This window comes from Paenibacillus sp. P4_E11 (assembly GCF_056401635.1).
In genome coordinates this window covers 1-4,771 of sequence record NZ_JBFUIX010000210.1, presented here as the reverse complement: position 1 = coordinate 4,771, position 4,771 = coordinate 1, and the positions used below count along the sequence as shown (strand labels likewise).

General features: G+C 42.7%; 4 protein-coding genes and 1 pseudogene. 3 read left to right on the top strand and 2 right to left on the bottom strand.

All coding sequences use genetic code 11. The annotated features are described in order from the left end of the window. Positions 1-177 precede the first annotated feature (177 nt). Both AC1DWB_RS31385 and AC1DWB_RS31380 read left to right on the top strand, forming a co-directional pair. Positions 178-489 carry an ArsR/SmtB family transcription factor gene (locus tag AC1DWB_RS31385; protein WP_477545022.1) on the top strand — a complete coding sequence of 104 codons (312 nt, stop codon included), beginning with the start codon at positions 178-180 and terminating at the stop codon, positions 487-489. 79 nt (positions 490-568) lie between these two features. Beyond that, the gene (locus AC1DWB_RS31380) at positions 569-1,723 is read left to right on the top strand and encodes an MFS transporter (RefSeq protein WP_477545021.1); all 1,155 of its coding nucleotides are present in this window, start codon (positions 569-571) and stop codon (positions 1,721-1,723) included. Positions 1,724-1,949: 226 nt separating this feature from the next. On the opposite strand, the gene AC1DWB_RS31375 is transcribed toward AC1DWB_RS31380, so the two are convergent. After that, the gene (locus AC1DWB_RS31375) at positions 1,950-2,276 is read right to left on the bottom strand and encodes a DUF2087 domain-containing protein (protein WP_477545020.1); all 327 of its coding nucleotides are present in this window, start codon (positions 2,274-2,276) and stop codon (positions 1,950-1,952) included. A gap of 430 nt (positions 2,277-2,706) precedes the next feature. On the opposite strand from AC1DWB_RS31375, the gene AC1DWB_RS31370 reads away from it, so the two are divergent. Then, positions 2,707-4,008, top strand: coding sequence for a D-alanyl-D-alanine carboxypeptidase family protein (locus tag AC1DWB_RS31370; protein ID WP_477545019.1), 1,302 nt, complete (start codon positions 2,707-2,709; stop codon positions 4,006-4,008). 694 nt (positions 4,009-4,702) lie between these two features. On the opposite strand, the pseudogene AC1DWB_RS31365 reads toward AC1DWB_RS31370, so the two are convergent. Next, positions 4,703-4,771: pseudogene (locus tag AC1DWB_RS31365) on the bottom strand (hypothetical protein); the annotation flags it as partial.

Genomic DNA, 4,771 nt, shown 5'->3' with positions numbered 1-4,771 from the left:
TAAGGAGACATTTGAGGTACATATGAGGGTGGGGGAGATGTGGGGCCTTGTTGGGGTATAAATCCCATTCGATTTTTCACTCCTTATTAATTGAATTATTTAATTCAGTGTATTCTGGATCGCCTAAAAGGTAACCAATATATTTACAAATCTATAAAAGTAGATATAATGATCTGTATGGAACCTTCAATGATTTATAAAGCTTTGTCTAACGAGACTCGCAGTCAAATCATGCTATGGTTAAAAAAACCAGAGGAATTCTTTGATGAAAAGCCTTATTTACAACAAGGCCTCAATTTTCGAATTGGTGTATGCGTAGGAGATATTCAGGCTAGAGCGGGGCTTGCTCAGTCTGTTATCTCGAGTTATTTGTTGACCATGCAAAAGGCTGGTTTGTTGGAATCTGAGCGAATTGGGAAGTGGACGTACTATCGTCGGAACGAAAAGACAATACAGGAATTTTCCGAGTACATMCAAAAGAAATTATAAGATAGAGTGGAGGTCTTTTTTTAACATTATATATCTACATTTCTGTATATATAAATATAAATGGAGGCATACAATTAAAATGAAAAAGATTAACCCTTTCCTTATCCTTATTTTGGCTTTAGGCGTATTCGGTATTATTACAACAGAGATGGGTATTATAGGTGTTCTGCCCCAGGTAACTCAAAAATTTAATATATCGACTTCACAGGCCGGATGGCTTGTAAGTATATTTTCTTTAGTCGTTGCCATTTCAGGTCCATTCCTGACATTACTCGTTTCCGGTATGAATCGTAAAGTCATTCTATTAACCGCTGTACTTATTTTTTCGATTTCCAATATTGTCTATGCCTATACAACCAAGTTCGATGTGATGCTAGTTTTCCGAATTCTCCCTGCTATTGTGCATCCCGTCTTTTTTTCGGTTGCCCTTGTGACCGCAGCCAAACTTGTCCCTCCGGACAATAGCAGCAAAGCAGTCACAAAAGTTTTCTCTGGCATAACGGTCGGATTTGCTTTTGGCGTGCCTTTGACTTCTTATCTCGCAGACAAGATTTCGTTAGAAGCCGCTTTCCTGTTTGGAGCTGTTGTAAGCATGATCGCCTTTATAGGGATACTAGCTTGGCTTCCTTCCATGCCTGTTAAGGAAAAAATGTCTTATGGCAAGCAGCTTGGCATATTACGCAAACCTCAATTGTGGTTAAATATCGTGACCGTTATTTTTATTTTTGCAGCTATGTTTTCCGTGTACAGCTACTTTGCTGAATATCTTGGACAAGTTACACATATGAACGGGGCATGGATAAGTATCATGTTGATGGCCTTTGGTATAATCATGATTTTTGGGAACTTTTTATTTGGGGGCTTTGTTCATAAAAGCATTACAAGGACTGTTATGGTGTTTCCTCTGCTTTATGCCGTAATTTACTTATTCGCTTATTATCTGGGTTCTTATTTCATTCCGATGGTTGTTATCGTACTCATTTGGGGGGCTGTGCATTCCGGCGGGCTTATTGTCAGCCAAGCATGGTTAACGACTGAGGCGAAAGAAGCTCCCGAATTCGGTAACAGCTTGTTTGTCTCATTTTCCAATCTTGGCATTACTGTAGGGACTTCGATCGGGGGTTGGTTTATTTCTCACTTGGGCATGCATCAACTCATCTGGAGCGGAATTCTGTTTACACTGCTTGCTTACGTAGTGATTATGATAAAAAAGTTTCCGAGAACGAGAGCGTGATAACATAGCTACAACGAGGAAATAAAATGATTCAAGAAGAGGCGATTAATCGTTGTCCGAAATGTAGAGGGTCGATCCGAATGATGAAGAGATATGGCAGCGTTCGGTTGGCGACCAGACGTTTGATTTTGCTTTTGCTTACCTCATGACGCAAGACGCGCGTTATTTGAGTGCAGTCAAAACATGGCCGGCTTCCATCGGTGGAGCCGTCTGTCGTTCTGCAATTTTATCTAAGGCTTGCCCAGTCTCTCCATTCATTGCGGGCGTTTACTTCATATATTTCGTTGTTTCGGTTCACGAACCGGTGGATAAACAGTTCCCTGCGGATCGTAGCGTAGTCTTCGTGAAAGACTTTGATAAATTCGTTCATTTCTGTTTCTGAATACGGTTTGTTGGGGTCCAGTTGGTTTGTAAGATGTTGGAGGACGATTAACTTTTTTTTCAATTGTGAAGGAAGGTTTTTCAATCGGCCATGGTCGGTGAAAAAATTGCGCAGCACAGATTTCTGCAGCTTTTCGTTCTTGGTCTGCGTATTTGTAAGATGGTCAGACATTTTGAGCCTCCTTTAATTACATTATAATCTAATTAGATATTATTAAAATTAGAACTCTCTGTCAATACTACAAATGCGGGATCGATCCTTCTTCAGATCTAAGATTGGGCGTTATAAGAGAAGGTTCTTTAGATGAGGTAAATGCAAAAACACTTTTGAACGGGCAGTATGGATTACCTTTACCCAAACCAAAGTCCAGTTCAAATATGGCCGTAGATGGATTTTCTGAACAAACGGTTTCCGCATAATGAGAAGAAGCCCCTTTTTATGGGGCTTCTATTATTAACATACATGATCTTTAGATTCTTAACAGAGCTAAAGAGTAGGGGGTACCCTTTCTAATTTGACTTTCATACGTGTAAACTATTATATTGATTTAATGAAAATTGATAAAGAYYTGGWAAGAACAACAARTATGGGAGTGTAGTAATTGAAATGTAACACAAAAGCAAAACGATTCGTCTCCATCGTAATGGCGGCGACWKTGGGGGTGCAGCTGTTCATCCATAGTYCGGAACCGGTTCTGGCAAATGAGACCGCGGATTTGACGCTMGACGTAAAATCGGCCGTATTAATGGATGCRGAGTCCGGTCAAATCTTATATGAGTTGAATGCGGATACTGCACTGCCACCTGCAAGCATGACCAAGATGATGACGGAATATATCGTAATGGAGCATATCAAGTCCGGAAAGCTGAAATGGGACGAGCCCGTTACGACTAGCAAGTATGCGTCCGAAGTTCCAGGCTCCGGAGATTTGCTGGCGAATGGTGAGCAGCTTTCTGTTCGCAAGATGTTTCAGGCGATGTCGATTTRCTCGGCCAACGATGCCTCCRTAGCTTTGGCCGAGCGAATCGGTGGGACCGAGGAAGATTTCACCAARCTGATGAACGAAMAAGCGARGAAGCTCGGCATGACCGTGRCCCATTTTGCGACGGCGACAGGGCTAAATAGGAACGATCTGAAAGATTTGAGCGGAGCCCCTGTCTTCGACGCCGAARGTGAGACGGTGATGTCCGCCAAGGATGCGGCGACGCTGGCACACCGGATCGTGAAAGATCATCCGGAAGTGCTCGAATACGCCAAAATCCCATCCTTGAAGCTCCGGGAAAAAGACAAGAGCCCGATGATCAATTGGAACTGGATGCTGGAAGGTAATAGTACGGTARCCAGTTTCAAAAAATATGCTTATCCCGGATTGGATGGACTGAAGACGGGTTATACCGATGAAGCGGGCTATTGYTTCGCCGGAACCGCGGTCCGTAACGGGATGCGATTGATAAGCGTCGTGATGGGTGCCCGGACRGAGCCGARACGGTTTGAGGAAACCCGCAAGCTGCTGGACTACGGCTTTAACAACTTCGAGCTGAGAAAGGTCGTAGCCGCCAAAAGCGAGATCGACTCGATGAAATCGGTGGAGCTCAGRAAAGGCGTACGAACGGCTGTACCTGTCGTGACGGAGARCGGGCTAACTCTAGTTGTCAAGAAAGGGRCAACCGCCGAGCAATTCGTGCATAAAACGGAGCGGATCGATCAGGATAAGCGCATCGCACCAATCAAACAAGGCGACGAGATGGGAACATTAACGGTTACGTATAACGGAAAAGATCATATCATCAAAATGGTCGCGGCAGAGGATGTTGGCAGAGGGAGCTGGATCCGGCTGTTATTCCGGTCGATCAAAAATTTCCATGTYGGGTTGTACAACGGCATYRTTCGTCTGTTTGGCTAATAATGGACTGCTTTCTGAACTAGCCGSCTGTTTTTTTGTTGATCGATAAAGAAAGTCACACATATAGATTAATAAGATCCCGTTTTTTACTCGACGGGGTCTCTTTGCATTTGGTGGTTATGTCGGGGGACAAGAATAATATCCCATTCCCGACAGATCRCTGTAAAAACAGATTGGAGGGAGGTTAAACTTAATCACTTAACAACCCTGCTCATTGAACGAACGGGCAGTTATGTGAAACGATCTACAACAATAAGTTGATAAAAAAAGACACAACACCATCTGGGAAATTCTATATAATGGAAGTAGTAGCTGGTGATGCAAGGAGGTACTCTACTTGGCTGAGAATGCTAGAAAACAAATCGTGGATCATCAAATGCAAGCATCGGAGGCGTATAAACCGCAAGTAGTTCCAAATGCACTTATAGTGATTAACGGTAATCTAAAAACAAATAGGGAGGTAGCTATGGAGATGACAGAAATTACAACACCTAAAATCCTGGAGTTTGAAGCTCGTAAAGTAGTTGGACTAGGTAATATTGGTAAAGAACATGTGAACATTGTTGAAGTTTGGCCATCTTTTCACTCAAGAATTCATGAGATACGTGGCAGGAAAAATGAATTGGAAACAATAGGAACAATGAAATTAAATGATTTAGGCTATCTAGCATGTATAGAGGTTGATATGTTAGAGGACGGCAATCTTGGAACGGAAGCCAGCTTCACGAGCGACGGAACGAATCTCTACGACACCGTCATATAT

What these genes read in the sequence shown, in the direction of transcription:
- AC1DWB_RS31380 (WP_477545021.1), top strand. Translation starts at nt 569, where the DNA reads ATGAAAAAGATTAACCCTTTCCTTATCCTTATTTTGGCTTTAGGCGTA.
- AC1DWB_RS31375 (WP_477545020.1), bottom strand. Translation starts at nt 2,276, where the DNA reads ATGTCTGACCATCTTACAAATACGCAGACCAAGAACGAAAAGCTGCAG.